Origin of the sequence: Acinetobacter sp. NS-4 (genome assembly GCF_037402435.1) — a bacterium.
In the GTDB taxonomy this organism is placed as follows: Bacteria; Pseudomonadota; Gammaproteobacteria; order Pseudomonadales; family Moraxellaceae; genus Acinetobacter.
The window spans coordinates 117,770-133,498 of the sequence record NZ_JBBEUE010000006.1 but is presented as its reverse complement, the minus strand read 5'-3'; the positions used below and the strand labels follow the sequence as shown (position 1 = coordinate 133,498).

Here is a 15,729-nt window from a genome sequence, read left to right as displayed (position 1 = left end):
AACCTTTCAGCCAAATTTCCATATAGCTGAAAGGGTTTACCTTGCTGTATCAACAGTCTTAGAGGTGATAAATATCAATGACCTGATTGATGTAATCGTTTTTCAGCACCACGTACTTGCTTAAAATTTGTGGTTTGTCGCCTGAAAAATCGATCACATAACGTGACATACCGAAGTAGCTGTAGTTGGTTTTGTAACGGAAACTCAAAGTATTCCAGTTAAAACGAACCGTTACCTTGTCGCCATCACGTTCAACAATTTCAATGTTGCTGAGGTTGTGGCTAGTACGTGTGTCTGGCATGGTTGCAGACGAGCGTTCAGTTTTAATACGGAACACACGGTCTTCCAAACCTTGACGATCCGGGTAATAAATCAAAGAGATTTCAGACTGTGGGTCTGTGGTCAGCTTGTCATCATCATCCCATGACGGCATCCAGAAAGATGCAGTAGGGGCGTAGCACTTTAACCAGTCATCCCATTGCTCATCATCTAAAAAGCGGGCTTCCTGATACAGGAACTGCGCAACTTTTTCTAAAGTGATGTCGCTCATGCGTTTTCTCCTTCAGTTGATGCTGCAATTTCTTTTTCAGTTGCGATACCTTTTTTCATCAGTTGTAACCAGTACTGGTGCTGAGCCAGGTATAAACCTTCGTCTTCAGTTTTAATACCAGACAGTTTTGGTTTTAAACCGATTTCATTCGCAGCATCATCCGGACCTTGGATCCAGTGTTTAGAACCACGGCACATATCGTTCCATTCCAGTGCGATACCCGCATAGCCCGCCTGACATGCACGGAATTCTTCAAGATCGTCTGGGGTTGCCATACCTGATGCATTAAAGAAGTCTTCGTACTGACGGATACGGCGTGCACGTGCTTCCGGTGCTTCACCTTTAGGTGCGATACAGTAAATGGTCACTTCAGTCTTATCGACAGAAAGAGGACGTAATACACGAATTTGTGAACCAAACTGATCCATGAAATACACGTTTGGATAGAGGCATAGGTTACGTGAACGTTCGATCATCCACTTCGCCATCGCTTCACCGTATTGCTCGGTATATTCATCTTTCTTGGCAAAGTTTGGACGGTCTTCCGGGTTGGCCCATTGAGTCCAAAGCAGCATGTGACCGTGTTCAAAGCCGTAAGAACCACCGCCTTGTTTGCCCCATGAGCCTGCGCTCATCGCACGGATATTGTCACCCGCTTCTTTTTCTTTACGTTGCTGAGTTGTTGCAGCGTAGTTCCAGTGTACAGCAGACACGTGGTAACCATCGGCACCGTTTTCAGCAGTCAACTTCCAGTTACCTTCATAGGTATAAGTCGAAGAACCACGTAACACTTCCAGACCTTCATCAGACTGACCCACGATCATGTCAATGATTTTAGTCGCTTCGCCCAGGTATTCTTCCAGTGAAGGAACGTCCGGGTTTAAGCTACCAAACAAGAAACCTTTATAGCTTTCAAAACGGGCTACTTTTTTCAAGTCATGCGAACCGTCTTTGTTGAAGCAGTCTGAATAGCCTGCATCTGCCGGATCTTTAACTTTTAACAACTTACCAGAGTTATTAAAAGTCCAACCGTGGAATGGACAAGTATAAGTCGCTTTGTTGCCTTTCTTGTTGCGGCACAATTGTGCACCACGGTGAGAACAGGCATTGATCATTGCATTCAGTTCACCTTGACGGTTACGTGCAATGATGATTGGCTGACGACCAATGTAAGTAGTATAGAAGTCGTTGTTGTTTGGAATCTGGCTTTCATGAGCCAAATAAACCCAGTTGCCTTCAAAGATGTATTTCATCTCTAGGTCAAACAGGGCTTGATCTGTAAATACAGAACGGTGAAGCTTAAATTCGCCACTTTCAAAATCGTCAACTAAAAGTTCATCAATACGATCAAGATGGCTGGTGTTAATTACTGGGATACGAGGCATGTCCGTTCTCCGACTGTCCAACTTTGGGCAAGTCACCGAGATGTCATTAAACTGACATCTCGATTTCCTATCATGAGGTCATTAAGCGCTTGCGCGGCGACGTTCAACTTCAGTAGAAGGAGCACCTTCTTTGTCTTTTTGAAGTACAACGTCAAACTGGATGTGTTTGAAAGGACCTTTCAAACCGCGACGTGCGATTTCAGCTTCATCAGTAACGTCTGCAGCAGTTGCAACCAGGCCTTCACGTGTACCGAATGCGAAGTCGTCCCAAAGGTACTTGTCGCCTTCGATGTTGAACTGAGTTGTCAACTTACGGTGACCAGGAGCAGAAATAAAGTAGTGAACGTGTGCAGGGCGTTGGCCATGACGAGAAAGTTTGTTCAACATGTGTTGTAACGGACCTTCCGGGTTCAAACCGTAACCTACAGGCATAGTGGTTTGCGCAGTGTAGTGACCATTTTCATCAGAAAGGATGGTACGACGAAGGTTGAAGTGTGATTGAGTCTTGTCGAAGTAAGAGTAGTTACCATTACTGTTCGCATGCCACATTTCAACTTTAGCACCAGAAAGCACTTCACCATCAGTGTCAGTTACTTTACCTTCGATGATGAGTGTTGCGATTTTGCCTTCTTCAGTACCATCGTCCATACGAGCGAAACCTACAGATTCAGGTGCGCCAGCTACATATAAAGGACCTTCGATGGTACGAGGAGTACCGCCGGTCAAGCCTGCTTTCGCGTCAGCTTCATCAGCACGAAGATCCAGGAAGTGTTCCAGGCCGATTGCAGAACCTAAAAGGGCAAACTCATCAGCCTTAGCCATATCGATAAGTGCTTCAACGCCTTTCCAAACTTCAGACTGGCTAAGATCAAGATCTTCGATTGCTTGGTAGAAGTCAGTTACTAGACGAACAACAACTTGTTGTAAACGCGCATCTACTGGACCTTCAGAAGTGTCCACGTTACAAGCTTTAACTACATTTTCAATGGTTTGACGATCCATTTTACTACTCCTTGGAAGTATACCTTTGGGTGGCTAGTTTCTCAGTGTTTGTTTTGAGAGCACTGGCTGCCACATTCCTTGTTTGAACTACGTTTTGTTTACAGAAAAGGAATATTTAGTTCCCTTTCCAGTTTATTGATCAGCTGTCATCGTCACGAACTGAAGAAGGGTGACGATTTAAAGCCATCACTTCGATATTCATGTATGGATAAAGCGGAAGACCCTGCAAAATGTTGTGCAGTTCTTCATTGCTCTCCACATCAAAAATACTGATGTTGGAATACTGACCGGTAATGCGCCAGATATGTCGCCATTTACCCTGGCGCTGTAAATCCTGTGAATAAGCCTTTTCAACTGCTTTAATTTCATTGGCCTTTTCCGCTGGCATATCCAGTGGAATGTTCACGTCCATACGTACCTGGAAAAGCATTTGAAACTCCTTGATCTTCAATTAGTGACGACGTAAGTTGTCAATCTTGTCTTCATCCAGCTCTATACCCAAACCAGTACCTTTTGGAAGGGCAAGTTCAAAATTCTGGTATTGAAGCGGGGTTTTTAAAATTTGTTCAGTGAGTAGCAGAGGGCCAAACAGCTCTGTGCCATACGCCAAGTTTTCAAAAGTCGAGAACACGTGCGCAGATGCAATCGTGCCCACAGGACCTTCCAGCATGGTGCCGCCATACAGGTCAATTCCAGCCAGTTGGGCGATTTTGCCAACCACACAGCCTTCCATCAGTCCACCAGACTGCGCGACTTTGACTGCAAATACTGATGCCGCGTTGCACTTGGCAAGCTGGTATGCAGTTTGTGGTCCCATCAACGACTCATCAGCCATAATGGCAATGTCAAATTTACGGGTCAGACGCTGCATGGCATCAATGTTGTCAATTGCGCAGGGTTGCTCGATCAGGTCCACGCCGCCATCTTGCAACAGCTGAATGCCTTTAACGGCCTGTAACTCTGACCATGCACGGTTAACGTCGACGCGAATAGAAATGTCTTTACCTAGCGCCTTTTTAATGGCCAGTACATGCTCAACGTCGGCTTCGACTGCACGTGAACCGATTTTCAACTTGAAAATGTTATGGCGTTTGGCCTCAATCATTTTCTTCGCTTCAGCAATATCTTTTTCGGTATCGCCAGAAGCCAATACCCAAAGTACCGGCACGCTGTCACGTAAACGACCGCCAAGCAGTTCACTTACAGGAATACCGAGACGCTGTGCCTGAATATCCAGTAAGGCTGTTTGAATGGCACATTTTGCAAAACGGTTGCCATTGATATGCTTTTTTAAAGTCTGTACAGTTTGCGCAACGTTTAGCCCTGTTAAGCTTTTCAATAGAGGCGCAAAATAGGTATCGATATTTGTCTTGATGCTCTCCGGGCTTTCGTCACCGTAGCCTAGTCCACCAATGGTTGTCGCTTCACCCCAACCCACAAAACCATCTTCTGTGCTGATTTTTACCAGTACCAGTGTTTGGGTCTGCATCGTCGCTACCGCCATCTTGTGTGGGCGAATGGTTGGAATTTCGACAAGCAACGTTTCTATGGATTTATACATCTTTGAGCTTCTCAATCTTGCTTTGTGTATCTCTTGTGATATACCTTAAAAGAATAGATATTCACTGTCTAAGATCAATTTTGCATTTTAATATGCTTTAAAGGTATGGAAGATCATGGAACTGAGACATTTACGCTACTTTGTGGCCGTCGTAGAAGAGCAGAGTTTCACCAAGGCGGCGGAAAAACTGTTTATTGCTCAACCACCTTTAAGCCGGCAGATACAGAACCTTGAAGCAGAGCTGGGAATTCAGCTTTTTGAGCGGGGTAGCCGACCATTATTAACCACTGAAGCCGGGCAATTCTTTTATCAGCATGCGGTTAAACTTTTGTCTAATGCAGAAGAAATTAAAGCCATGACCAAACGGGTGGGGATGGTCGAAAAAACCGTAACCATGGGTTTTGTCGGTTCGCTGCTTTATGGCTTATTGCCGAAAATAGTGTATTTATTTCGTCAGCAACAACCCCATTTAAAAATTGAACTGATTGAAATGAGCACCAAAGATCAAATTCAAGCACTTAAAGAAGGGCGGATAGATGTAGGCTTTGGTCGACTACGAATTTCTGATCCTGCGGTGAGACGGATCCTTTTACGTGAAGAACCGCTAATGGTCGCCATGCATGCCAGCCATCCGCTCGTGCAACATAAAAAGGGAGTTTTCCTGACTGATATTGTGGATGAAAACCTGTTCCTGTATCCCAGCCATCCCAAACCGAATTTTTCCACCCAGGTCAGATCGCTGTTTTCAGAATATAGTCTAGATCCAAAAAGTTTGAAGGAAGTGCGTGAAATCCAGCTGGCTCTGGGTCTGGTAGCTGCAGGGGAAGGGATTTGCATTGTCCCGGAAAGTGCCAAAACCATTCAGTTACCGCATCTGCATTATATTCCCTTACTGGATGATGCCGCGGTTAGCCCCATTTTTCTGGCCATTCGCAGCATGGATGAAAGTGAGCATATCCGTTCACTATTTGACTGTATTTATCAGGTCTATGACCTGGAAGCCATTGCCTATGACCGTAGCATAATCTGAATTTCGAGCGCCATTCATCGCAATTTTTTGACTGGCTGAAAAAATCAGCGGCATCTCATTTCATTATGCAGGCTCATCCTACCCGGTGTAATGCGCTGCATTTTTTTTTATAAAAAGAATGATAAAAAAAGAACTTAGCTTGATTAATGCCCTTTGCAGATATCTTTAAAGTATTGCACCGCTTTCAGACAACTTTTAAGGTATGAATATATATGCAATCGGTTTTGGACATTTTTTCGCATTTTCTGCATTGTGATGTCATTCACAGGATTTCACAATTAGGAGGTGAAACATGTCCAATAAGATAAATATCAATACATTGATTGATGAAGCAAAATTTACACCATTTCATTGGGGCGTATTATTCTGGTGCCTGATGATCATTATCTTTGACGGTTATGATCTGGTGATTTACGGAGTAGCGCTACCATTGTTAATGCAGGAATGGGCACTCAATACAGTACAGGCGGGTTTACTGGCCAGTACCGCATTATTTGGCATGATGTTTGGTGCCATGAGTTTCGGAACCCTGTCCGATAAAATTGGCCGTAAAAAAACCATTATGATCTGTGTAACACTTTTCAGTGGCTTTACCTTTTTAGGTTCTTTTGCCAGCAACCCTACTGAGTTCGGTATTCTTCGCTTCTTGGCAGGTTTGGGAATTGGTGGCGTGATGCCAAACGTGGTCGCCCTCATGACCGAATATGCACCAAAACGTATCCGCAGCACGCTCGTTGCGCTGATGTTTAGTGGTTATGCGATTGGTGGAATGTCCTCTGCATTATTGGGTGCATGGTTGGTACCGCAGTTTGGCTGGAAAATCATGTTCCTTCTTGCCGGTGCGCCATTATTACTTTTGCCGGTGATCTGGATATTCCTGCCTGAATCGTTGATGTATTTAACTGCGAAAAATCAGACCGTAAAATCGCATGGCATTATCCAGAAAATTGCGCCTCAACTCAGCATTCAAAAAGATACGCAATTTGTCCTGAATGATGTGTTAAAAGGCGACGAAGCTCCACTCAAAGCGTTATTCCAGCAAGGCCGTAGTTTCAGTACCTTCATGTTCTGGATTGCATTCTTCATGTGCTTACTGATGGTGTATGCATTAGGCAGCTGGTTACCAAAATTGATGATCCAAGCAGGTTACTCACTTGGTGCAAGTATGATCTTCCTGTTTGCCTTGAACATTGGCGGCATGATTGGCGCGATTGGTGGGGGTGCATTGGCTGACCGTTTCCATATCAAAAAAGTACTCACGATTATGTTTGTATGCGGTTCAGCGGCGTTAATTTTACTTGGTTTCAATAGCCCACAAATCGTGTTGTATACCTTAATTGCAGTAGCAGGTGCAGCAACCATTGGTTCACAAATCTTGTTATATACTTTTGTAGCACAGTACTACCCAACAACTGTACGTTCTACAGGTATGGGCTGGGCGTCAGGTATTGGTCGTATTGGTGCAATCGTTGGACCAGTATTAACAGGTGCATTATTAACCATGAATTTACCGCACCAAATGAACTTCTTGGCTATTGCGATTCCAGGTGTAATTGCGGCGTTAGCAATCTTCATGGTGAACTTAAAAGCTTCTGTAGATGCGAAAAATCTTACAGAGTCTATTGCGAACAACAATCCAGTTGCGCAAAAAGCAACTCAATAATTTCTTTACCTTTTTATTAACCTACTGTCATCAATGATATAGCTCGCTATCGTAAGCGATGGTGAGCTGTTGCTAAAATTTGATCGCACAATAACAAGCGAGTTTAGGATGAACGTGAAAACATTAACCCAAACAACTGATTTACAAGTTACAACAGTTCGACCAACAATGCAGCGTACGCTCATGATGAGCATGATTGCATTAAGTATGGGTGGCATGAGTGTTGCAGCTCAAGCACAAACCCAGCAGAAAAATGAAATTGAACAACTTAAACAAGAAGTTCAAGCTTTACGCAGTTTGGTTGAGCAGCAAAAAGTACAAAATACACAAACTGCAACTGCAATTGCTAACGTACAACGTAGTGCTGCAGCCGCACCAGCGAACCCTGTACTAAAAACTGCCAAAGGTGCCGAGTTTAATCTATATGGTAATGTGCGTTTAGATGCATCCTATCAAGTGGAAGGCACGAGCAGAGATTTGCCCTATAACCACATTAATGCTGTTGCATTGAAGGGAAATAGTGAAAACAGTGACCGTTTACGATCAACTTTATCCGCCACGCGTTTAGGCCTGGATTTTAAAACCCAGGCTGCTGAGCAGGAAGTGAAGGGTAAAATTGAAGTGGATTTCTTAGGCGGATCTAACTTTGATAATTTACGCATTCGTCATGCCTACTTAAATTATGGAAACTGGTTAATGGGTCAAACATGGTCAAACTTTGCCATTCCAGATTATATGCCAGAAACGATTGATGCTTTAGCTTTTGTTGGTGGTGCTGTAAAACGTACACCGCAAGTTCGTTATACCGCTAAATTTAATCCACAAACCAATTTAGTTGTTGCAGCAGAAGATCCTAAAGACAGTACCGTGAGCCAGCGTTTACCTGCACTCACTGCACGTTTAAATCACCAGTTTACCGATAGCTTGAACGTCAGCGCACGTGCGATGGGCCATGAAAAGCGTATCAATTCTGCAGAAGAAATGGCATGGGGCGTAGGTTTGGGTGCCAAATATGATGTGGTGCCGGGAACAACCCTAAAAGCTGATTACTACCATGTGAAAGGGGACAGCAGCTTCGTATCATTTACCAATAGCGGTGTAGTTGCCCGGACAGATGGTAGTCTCGTTCAAAGTGAATTTGATTCAATTATGGTCGGTGTGACTCAAAAATTCAGTGACAAACTGCACGGTACACTAGGTTATGGTTATATGAGTTTTGAAGAAGATAAAAACTATATTGCCGCTCTTGCAGACAAAACCAAAGCCAACAAAGAACTTTGGCAGGCATGGGCAAATGTTTTCTATAGCCCAACCAAGCCTTTAAGTTTTGGCCTTGAATACGTCTATGGTGAACGTGAAGCCTTTGGTGCCGCACCAAACGGCAGTAAAACCGGTGAAGATAACCGCCTGAATGTTGTAGCGATCTATAACTTTTAATCTTCTATAGCGATTCATATAAGAAAGCCTCTATTCTCAAATAGGGGCTTTCTTATATGAATCATTTTTAGATTTTATCTACCTATAAACATTATTCAGTGACTTCAACAGTCAAGCCATAAGTAAAACTATCCGTTGCCGGTTTTTTCGTGTCATCCGGATTTGCTTCCAGATAAGACGCAGTCATTAAATAGATACCGGCTTTTTCGAATTTAATTTCGACTTCACCTTTAGTATTGGCTTTGGCTTGCGGTTGTTCACGTTTGGCATAAAGAAACCCTTAAAATTTTTATTTTAAGGGCTGGGAAAATCAGGCTGCGTTTCGGAGCAAAGGCACACCGGTGACTTTCTGGATTTCCTCAAAACTCACATCCGGTGCCAGTTCAATCAGTTGAATACCATTGGGGGTGACATCCAGTACACCGAGATCAGTAATAATCCGGTTGACCACAGCTTGGCCGGTGAGCGGCAGGCTACATTGCGCAACAATTTTAGCTGTGCCATCTTTGGCACAGTGTTCCATCAAGACCACGACTTTTTGCACGCCTGCGACCAGATCCATGGCACCGCCCATGCCTTTGACTTTTTTACCCGGAATCATCCAGTTGGCCAGATCGCCATTTTCAGACACTTCCATGGCCCCCAAAATGGCGATATTGACATGACCGCCACGGATCATGGCAAAGGAGTCGGCACTGGAAAAGAAAGATGCGCCTTTACGGGCAGTGACTGTCTGTTTGCCGGCATTGATCAGGTCAGCATCCACAGTATCAGCTGTTGGAAATTCACCAATACCGAGCAAGCCATTTTCGGACTGCAGCCAGACGTTGATGTTTTCTGGAATATAGTTAGCAACCAGCGTTGGCAGGCCGATGCCCAAATTGACATAGAAACCATCCTCAAGCTCTTGTGCGGCGCGCTGCGCCATTTGGTTACGTGTCCAAGCCATGATCAAGCCTCCGCCTTTAAGGTCATCTGTTCAATACGTTTTTCCGGTTGGGTATTTAAGACAATTCGGTTCACATAAATACCGGGTAGATGAATTTCATCGGGATTAAGCTCACCAATCTCGACAATTTCTTCTACTTCAGCAACGGTGACTTTGCCGGCCATGGCACAGACCGGATTAAAGTTCTGTGCAGTTTTACGGAAAATCAGATTGCCGGCTTTATCGGCCTTATAGGCTTTGACCAAGGCCACATCGGCAGTCAGGGATTCTTCCAAAATATAAGACTTGCCCTTAAATTCACGGATATCTTTGCCTTCGGCAATCACAGTACCTACACCAGTCGCGGTATAAAAAGCCGGAATGCCTGCACCACCGGCACGTAATTTTTCAGCCAAAGTCCCTTGAGGCGTCAGTTCAACTTCCAGTTCGCCACTCAGGTATTGACGTTCGAATTCTTTATTTTCACCGACATAGGAGGAAATCATTTTTTGAATCTGTTTGGTTTCCAGTAAAACTCCCAAACCAAAACCATCGACACCGGCATTGTTGGAAATACAGGTCAGGTTTTTCGCGCCAGTTTCCTTTAAGGCCGCAATCAGGGCTTCCGGAATACCGCATAAACCAAAACCACCGACTGCCAGGGTATGTCCATCCTGAACCACGCCGTCTAAAGCGGCCTCTGCGCTGTCATAAACTTTATTTGACATTTGTCACCTCGATTTATTCTTTTCTTGCAGGTCTCTTTTAGGTGAGAGAGCTGCTGATTTATATCCTTGAGAACTTGTATAGTGTCCGGGTATTTCTATTATTAGGCACACGCTTTTTGCCAATAGGCATTGGCATAATTGGACGGATTATTGCGCTGTAAGACCGTACTGATATTACGGCTGGCCTGCATCAGGGCATCCAGTTGAATAGCGGTTTCATAGCCCATCTTGGAGAGCAGGTAATACAGGTCTTCAGTCGAAACATTCCCTGAAGCACCTTTGGCATAGGGACAGCCACCGAGACCAGCAATGGAAGAGTCAAATACCCGAATGCCTTGCAACAGCGACTGGTAAATATTGGCGATGGCCATGCCATAGGTATTATGGAAATGACCTGCCAAAACTTTGGCATCTATCTGAGCTAAGCAAGCATCCCAGACGTTTTTTACCCGATCCGGAGTGGCCGTGCCAATGGTTTCACCCAAAGACACTTCATAACAGCCCATATCCAGTAAGCGCTGCGTGACTTTAACCACCTGCTTCGGATCAATTGCGCCTTCATAAGGGCAGTCCACCATACAGGATACATAACCGCGAACCTTGATATCATTGGCTTTGGCGGTTGCCATCACATCCGAAAACTTCTCAAAGCTTTCATCAATCGAGCAGTTGATATTTTTACGGGTAAAGCTTTCAGAAGCTGCGGTAAAAACCGCAACCTCCTTGCAACCGACAACCAGCGCCGATTCAAAACCTTTCAGGTTCGGCGTGAGCAAACTGAACTGAATGTTCGGGTCTTTGGGCAAGCTGGCAAATAGCGCATCGCTGTCTGCCATTTGCGGTACCCATTTCGCCGAAACACATGAACCGACTTCAATCGCCTGCAAGCCGGTCTTCATCAGATCCAGAATCAGGTTTTTACGGTCATCCAGCGTTAAAGGTGTTTTTTCGTTTTGCAGGCCATCGCGTGGTCCGACTTCTACGATTTTGACGAAATCAGTCATGCAACTTCCTCCGTCAGCGACTGGAATTCAACTAGCTCATCACCCGCTTTAACCTGATCACCTTTCTGGAAATATGAACTTGCGATGATGCCGTCATGCGGTGCACGAATCGAATATTCGATCTTCATGGCTTCCAGCGTCATCAGCACATCGTCTTTTTTGACTTTGTCATTGGCAGCCACCAGCACTTGCGTGATCACACCCGGCATTGGTGCAGTCAGGTTGTTTTCTGTCCCTTGATCATCATGCTGATGATAATCAGGCTTGAGGTAATCGAATTTATGCGTCTGACCATTGTGGAACAGGGTAATGCCATGTTCAGTCTGGCTAAAGGCCAATTTTTGCTGTTTGCCCGCCAGTTGTAGCGCTAAAGTATGCGCATCAATGAACTGACCTTGAAGCTGAATCTGCTGACCATTGTAGTTGGCCACAAAGCCTTGATCCTGAGTGCTGAACTGAACTTTAAGATTAATGCCATTGCGTTGCAATTGTACTGTATATGCATTTTGCTGGTTCAGGCGCCAGAACGGCTTCTGCTGCCAGACCGGATTACTCGGAACAGGATTTTGCGCTTGGCGTGACAGCAGTTCAATCAATGCAGCACTGGCCACCAACTCGGCACTGATTTCAGTAGAAGGCTTGAGTAAGAAATCTTCTTCACGCTGAATCAGGCCTGTGTCCAAATGTGCATTTTTAAATGAGTCACACAGTACCAGACGATCTAAAAATGCAATGTTATTTCCTAAGCCATCAACATGGAACTGGCCCAGTGCATGATGCATCTGGGTCAAGGCCGCTTCACGGTTTTTACCCCATACAATCAGTTTGGCAATCATCGGATCATAATAGGTGCTGATTTCATCACCTTCGACAATGCCGCTATCGACACGCACACTGTCATTTTGCGCTGGATAGTGTAAATAGCTGATCTGACCAATCGCAGGAATAAAGCCTTTTTCTGGCTCTTCGGCATAAACACGCGCTTCAAGTGCATGACCGTGAATCTGCAATTCGTGTTGCTGTTTCGGTAAAGGCTCACCGAAAGCCACGCGGAGTTGCCATTCCACCAGATCCTGACCGGTGATCATTTCGGTCACCGGATGTTCAACTTGCAAACGGGTATTCATTTCCATGAAATAAGCCGTGCCATCCTGTTCAACGATGAACTCTACCGTACCGGCACCGACATAATTGACTGCACGCGCAGCATCGATTGCAGCCTGACGCATGGCTTCAAGTTTATGTTCTGGCATTTTTGGTGCAGGGGCTTCTTCCAGTACTTTCTGGTGACGGCGTTGCACCGAACAATCACGCTCGAACAGATGCACATAATTGCCGTGGGTATCACCAAAAACCTGTACTTCAATATGGCGCGGCTGAATCACATAGCGTTCAATCAGCACATCTTCATTGCCAAAACTGGAACGTGCTTCACTTTTACATGAAGCAAGCGAACTCAGAAAATCTTCACTGCGCTCCACCAGACGCATGCCTTTACCTCCACCGCCGGCACTGGCTTTAATCAGTACCGGATAACCAATATTGTCTGCCTGCTGTTTCAGGAAGTCGGCATCCTGATTGGTGCCATGATAACCTGGGGTTAAAGGTACACCGGCTTTTTCCATCAATGCCTTAGAGGTCGCTTTCAGACCCATCGCCAAAATGGCATCGACGGGTGGACCAATAAAGACAATATTATTGTCCTGACAGGCCAGGGCAAACTGGTCATTTTCAGAGAGGAAGCCATAGCCCGGATGGATCGCTTGAGCACCAGTCGTTTTGGCTGCCTGAATAATACGTTCAATTTGCAAATAGCTTTGAGCTGCTGGCGATTCACCAATATAGATCGCTTCATCGGCCAGTTTGACATGCTGTGCCTGAGCATCAGCATCGGAATATACGGCAACGGTGGCGATCCCGAGCTTTTTCGCTGTACGAATCACACGGCAGGCAATTTCACCACGGTTGGCAATTAAAATCTTTTCAAACATCGTACGATCCTTCTTGTTGTTATGCCGTGGTCTTGATCCAGGCCGGGCTTTGTTTGTTTAAAAATGCATTCAGTCCATTTTTCGCCTCATCTCCCTGGCGAACATGGGCAATATGCTGTGCTGTTTTAAGCAGCAGATCTTCGGTCAGGACTTGCTGATCGACCAGCTGAATCAGCTGTTTTGAGGCGTTCTGTGCTGCTGGGCCACCGAGTAAAAGTGCTTCAACAATCTCATCAATTTTGCTGTCGAGCTGTTCTGGTGTGGTGACTTCATGCGCCAGTCCAATGGTTTTGGCCTGTTCCGCAGAAATTCGTTCGGCCGTCAGGAAATAACGTGAAGCCTGACGGGCACCAATCGCACGAATCACATACGGGCTGATGGTTGAAGGAGCCAGACCTAAGCGTACTTCAGAGGTGGCAAACTTGGCATCGGTACTGGCCACGCAAATATCACAAGCCGATGCCAGACCCATACCACCGCCGAAGGCAATACCATGTACACGGGCAATGGTCGGCTGTTTCAAGGTTGCCAGGCTTTGCAGCATTTTAGCCAGTTTTAGAGCATCTGCTTCGTTGTCTGCTTGTGAAGCCTGACCGGCCTGTTTCATCCAGTTCAGGTCAGCACCAGCGGAGAAGCTTTTGCCTCGACCCGCCAGAATCACCACACGTACATCATCACGGTCATTTAGAGACTGGAAGCAGGCATGCAGCTCTTCAATTACTTGAGTATTAAAAGCATTGTGCAATTCAGCACGGTTAATCCAGACCGTGGCGACCTGATTCTGCTGTTCGAGCTGTAAAAATTGATAATCCATTTTGTCACCTCTTACATGCGGAACACGCCGAATTTGGTTGGCTGAATTGGTGCATTGAGGGCTGCGGCCAAACTCAAAGCTAAAACTTCACGCGATTGAGCAGGATCAATCACACCGTCATCCCATAAACGCGCTGAAGCATAGTAAGGATGTCCTTGGCGTTCGTACTGGTCACGAATCGGTTGCTTAAACTGGTCTTCTTCTTCAGCTGACCAGGTTCCGCCTTTTTGCTCAATCTGATCACGTTTTAAGGTAGACAATACGCTGGAGGCCTGTTCACCGCCCATCACCGAAATACGCGAGTTCGGCCAGGTCCACATAAAGCGCGGCGAGTAGGCACGGCCACACATGCCGTAGTTACCGGCACCGAAAGAACCGCCAATCACCAAAGTCAGTTTCGGAACATTGGCTGTGGCTACTGCCATCACCAGTTTGGCGCCATTTTTAGCAATGCCTTCATTTTCATACTGGCGACCGACCATAAAACCGGTAATGTTTTGCAGGAAAATCAGCGGAATATTGCGCTGGGTACACAGCTCAATAAAATGCGCGCCTTTTTGTGCCGACTCGGAAAACAGAATCCCGTTATTGGCAATAATCCCGACCGGCATACCGTAAAGTTTGGCAAAACCGGTCACCAGTGTGGTACCAAAACGGGCCTTGAACTCGTCAAAACGTGAACCGTCAACAATACGGGCAATCACTTCACGGATATCAAAAGGCTTGCGGGCATCACTTGGTACAATGCCGTACAGTTCCGAACTGTCAAACAGCGGCGCTTCTATTTCATCTGCGGTCTTGTTTGGTTTCTTATTTAAATTGGCCACAATATTGCGGGCAATTGCGATGGCATGTTCATCATTTTCCGCCAGATGATCGGCCACACCAGAGAGACGGGTATGTACATCACCGCCACCCAGATCTTCACTGGAAACCACTTCACCCGTCGCAGCTTTGACCAGAGGAGGGCCACCGAGGAAAATCGTACCCTGATTACGTACAATAATGGTTTCATCCGACATCGCAGGCACATACGCACCACCGGCAGTACAGCTACCCATCACCACTGCAATCTGGGCAATGCCTTGACTCGACATACGTGCCTGATTGTAGAAGATACGGCCAAAGTGATCGCGATCTGGGAAAACTTCATCCTGTAAAGGCAGGTAAGCACCGCCAGAATCCACCAGATAAATACATGGCAGATGGTTCTGTTCGGCAATTTCCTGCGCACGTAAATGCTTTTTCACGGTGAGGGGATAATAGGTTCCACCTTTAACGGTGGCATCATTGGCTAAAATCATGCAGGTCACACCATTGACCTGACCCACACCAGCAATAACGCTAGCCGCAGGTACATCATCCTGATAAACCTGATAGGCAGCCAGTTGACCAATTTCCAGAAAAGCAGTCCCTGGATCAATCAGGTGGTTAATCCGTTCACGCGGTAACAGTTTGCCGCGATCCAGATGTTTCTGGCGGGCAGTTTCTCCACCACCCAAGGCAATTTTTTCGACTTTCTGTTTAAGGTCATCCACCAGTTGCAGCATGGCATTCTGGTTGGTCTTAAACTCTTCGCTACGTATATTGATCTTGCTCTGTAACTGATTCATGACGAACATCCTTGTTTTATTCT

14 protein-coding genes and 1 pseudogene are annotated in these 15,729 nt (G+C 45.7%); 3 read left to right on the top strand and 12 right to left on the bottom strand.

From position 1 onward, the window contains the following. Positions 1-58: 58 nt before the first annotated feature. The 5 genes from benB to WAE57_RS06970 all read right to left on the bottom strand — a co-directional run bounded on the left by benB (position 59) and on the right by WAE57_RS06970 (position 4,498). On the bottom strand, positions 59-550 hold the full coding sequence (benB, locus tag WAE57_RS06990; protein WP_086175664.1) for a benzoate 1,2-dioxygenase small subunit: 492 nt from the start codon (positions 548-550) through the stop codon (positions 59-61). Further along, positions 547-1,935: a benzoate 1,2-dioxygenase large subunit gene (benA, locus tag WAE57_RS06985; protein WP_337709535.1), complete on the bottom strand. Its 1,389-nt coding sequence runs from the start codon at positions 1,933-1,935 to the stop codon at positions 547-549. The genes benB and benA overlap by 4 nt, the downstream gene beginning before the upstream one ends. Positions 1,936-2,016: 81 nt before the next feature. Further along, positions 2,017-2,937, bottom strand: a complete 921-nt coding sequence (gene catA / locus WAE57_RS06980) for a catechol 1,2-dioxygenase (protein WP_337709533.1) — start codon at positions 2,935-2,937, stop codon at positions 2,017-2,019. 139 nt (positions 2,938-3,076) lie between these two features. Further along, complete coding sequence (gene catC / locus WAE57_RS06975) at positions 3,077-3,367, bottom strand: muconolactone Delta-isomerase (protein WP_086175661.1); 291 nt, start codon at positions 3,365-3,367, stop codon at positions 3,077-3,079. A 21-nt stretch (positions 3,368-3,388) separates the two neighbouring features. Next, positions 3,389-4,498, bottom strand: a complete 1,110-nt coding sequence (locus WAE57_RS06970) for a muconate/chloromuconate family cycloisomerase (RefSeq protein ID WP_337709529.1) — start codon at positions 4,496-4,498, stop codon at positions 3,389-3,391. Positions 4,499-4,613: 115 nt separating this feature from the next. Between WAE57_RS06970 and WAE57_RS06965 the strand changes: the two genes are divergently transcribed. The 3 genes from WAE57_RS06965 to WAE57_RS06955 all read left to right on the top strand — a co-directional run bounded on the left by WAE57_RS06965 (position 4,614) and on the right by WAE57_RS06955 (position 8,628). After that, positions 4,614-5,528, top strand: coding sequence for a LysR family transcriptional regulator (locus tag WAE57_RS06965; RefSeq protein WP_086175659.1), 915 nt, complete (start codon positions 4,614-4,616; stop codon positions 5,526-5,528). A 292-nt stretch (positions 5,529-5,820) separates the two neighbouring features. Next, positions 5,821-7,191: an aromatic acid/H+ symport family MFS transporter gene (locus WAE57_RS06960; protein ID WP_337709526.1), complete on the top strand. Its 1,371-nt coding sequence runs from the start codon at positions 5,821-5,823 to the stop codon at positions 7,189-7,191. A 108-nt stretch (positions 7,192-7,299) separates the two neighbouring features. After that, positions 7,300-8,628 (top strand): DcaP family trimeric outer membrane transporter, encoded by a 1,329-nt coding sequence (locus WAE57_RS06955; RefSeq protein ID WP_337709524.1) that lies wholly within the window; start codon positions 7,300-7,302, stop codon positions 8,626-8,628. Between the two features lie 91 nt (positions 8,629-8,719). On the opposite strand, the pseudogene WAE57_RS06950 reads toward WAE57_RS06955, so the two are convergent. The 7 genes and pseudogenes from WAE57_RS06950 to WAE57_RS06920 form a co-directional block, all read right to left on the bottom strand. Then, positions 8,720-8,896, bottom strand: a pseudogene (locus tag WAE57_RS06950) (DUF4198 domain-containing protein); the annotation flags it as partial. 42 nt (positions 8,897-8,938) lie between these two features. After that, positions 8,939-9,577 carry a CoA transferase subunit B gene (locus tag WAE57_RS06945; protein ID WP_237787387.1) on the bottom strand — a complete coding sequence of 213 codons (639 nt, stop codon included), beginning with the start codon at positions 9,575-9,577 and terminating at the stop codon, positions 8,939-8,941. Between the two features lie 2 nt (positions 9,578-9,579). Then, a complete protein-coding gene (locus tag WAE57_RS06940) occupies positions 9,580-10,284 on the bottom strand; it encodes a CoA transferase subunit A (RefSeq protein ID WP_337709521.1) in 705 nt (234 codons plus the stop codon). A gap of 101 nt (positions 10,285-10,385) precedes the next feature. Continuing rightward, entirely contained in the window at positions 10,386-11,288 is a 903-nt protein-coding gene (locus WAE57_RS06935) for a hydroxymethylglutaryl-CoA lyase (RefSeq protein WP_337709519.1), read from the bottom strand. Then, positions 11,285-13,279 (bottom strand): acetyl/propionyl/methylcrotonyl-CoA carboxylase subunit alpha, encoded by a 1,995-nt coding sequence (locus WAE57_RS06930; protein ID WP_337709517.1) that lies wholly within the window; start codon positions 13,277-13,279, stop codon positions 11,285-11,287. The genes WAE57_RS06935 and WAE57_RS06930 overlap by 4 nt, the downstream gene beginning before the upstream one ends. A gap of 19 nt (positions 13,280-13,298) precedes the next feature. After that, complete coding sequence (locus WAE57_RS06925) at positions 13,299-14,093, bottom strand: enoyl-CoA hydratase/isomerase family protein (RefSeq protein WP_337709515.1); 795 nt, start codon at positions 14,091-14,093, stop codon at positions 13,299-13,301. An 11-nt stretch (positions 14,094-14,104) separates the two neighbouring features. Beyond that, on the bottom strand, positions 14,105-15,706 hold the full coding sequence (locus tag WAE57_RS06920; protein WP_237787392.1) for a carboxyl transferase domain-containing protein: 1,602 nt from the start codon (positions 15,704-15,706) through the stop codon (positions 14,105-14,107). Between the last annotated feature and the right edge of the window lie 23 nt (positions 15,707-15,729).